At 67.1% G+C, this 1,169-nt stretch carries 2 protein-coding genes and 1 pseudogene; all 3 read right to left on the minus strand.

Annotation, left to right across the window (positions count from 1 at the left end; all coding sequences use genetic code 11):
* Positions 1-432, minus strand: a 432-nt coding sequence (locus tag A6302_RS20380) for an alcohol dehydrogenase catalytic domain-containing protein (protein ID WP_169833649.1), incomplete at its 3' end; no start/stop codon positions are given.
* A 10-nt stretch (positions 433-442) separates the two neighbouring features.
* Positions 443-673 (minus strand): DUF2160 family membrane protein, encoded by a 231-nt coding sequence (locus A6302_RS20385; protein WP_069308527.1) that lies wholly within the window; start codon positions 671-673, stop codon positions 443-445.
* 5 nt (positions 674-678) lie between these two features.
* Positions 679-1,169: pseudogene (locus tag A6302_RS20390) on the minus strand (carbohydrate ABC transporter permease); the annotation flags it as partial.

Genomic DNA, 1,169 nt, shown 5'->3' on the forward strand with positions numbered 1-1,169 from the left:
CGCCGCAAAGGACACGTTGTCCGGCAGCCTGAAGGTGAAGTCGGCCGGATGCACGCAGGAGGGCCGCAGCACCCCGTGGATCGGCGGCGTCGCCCAGAAGCGCACGTCCGGGTCGAGATTGTAGAGGCCGAGCCGGGTCGGCCGGCTGGCGGGGTCGGGAATGCCCGGCTCCATGCAGACCCGGTCGCCGACCGAAAACTCGGTCACGTCGGCGCCGACCTCGCTGATCACGCCCGCCGCCTCGTGGCCGAGGATCATCGGTTCGCGGACCACGAAGGGGCCGATCGCGCCGTGGGTGTAGTAGTGGACGTCGCTGCCGCAGACGCCGACCACCTTGAGGTCGATGCGCACGTCGCGCGGACCGAGGGTTTCGGCGACGGGGAAGTCGCGCAGGGCAAGGCGGCCCTTTTCTTCGAGGACGAGCGATTTCATGATCGCCTACCTATCCCTTTCTGATGATCACGAAGCCGAGGACGACCGAGATCACGGTCGCCACGACGAGCGGAAGGCTCTGCTCCAGCACGCGCATCCAGAACAGGTGGATGGCGATGAAGAGCACCACCGCGATGAAGCCGCGGTCGAAGCCGTTGGTGTGGATCGGCAGGAAGCCGCGCCGCTCGGCCGGGACGGGCTTGAGGTCGCCCGGGGCCGGAGAGGGTGTCGGGTCGGACATCGGGCTCACTCCTTGACCGCGCCGAAGGTGAGGCCGGCGACGATATGCTGCTGGACGAGGCCGAGGATGATCAGCGCCGGCACGATGGTCATCATCGCGGTGGCGGCCATCTGGCCCCAGTTGGTGCCGGTCACGGTCACGAATTCGGCAAGGCCCGTGGTCACCGTGCGCGCTCGACCGAGGTGAGGGTCGCGGCGAACAGGTATTCGTTCCAGGCGAAGATCCAGGTGAGGATGCCGGTGACCGCGAGGCCGGGGCGGGCCAGCGGGAAGATGATCTTGGTCAGGATCTGCCAGGTGCTGGCGCCGTCGACGAGGGCGGCCTCGTCGAGCTCCTTCGGGATGCCGTCGATGATGTTGCGCAGCGTCCAGATCGCGAAGGGCAGGTTGAACACGCAGTAGAGCAGGATCAGCCCGATGTGGGTGTCGAACAGCTTCCAGTCGGCAACCACGAACACCTGGGTGTAGAGCAGGAACAGCGGCAGCAGGAACACGGC

The organism is Methylobrevis pamukkalensis (assembly GCF_001720135.1).
GTDB classification, from domain to species: Bacteria; Pseudomonadota; Alphaproteobacteria; order Rhizobiales; family Pleomorphomonadaceae; genus Methylobrevis; species Methylobrevis pamukkalensis.

Bases quoted from the DNA above. Each gene is read 5' to 3' on its own strand.
- A6302_RS20385 (WP_069308527.1), bottom strand. From the start codon at position 673: ATGTCCGACCCGACACCCTCTCCGGCCCCGGGCGACCTCAAGCCCGTC.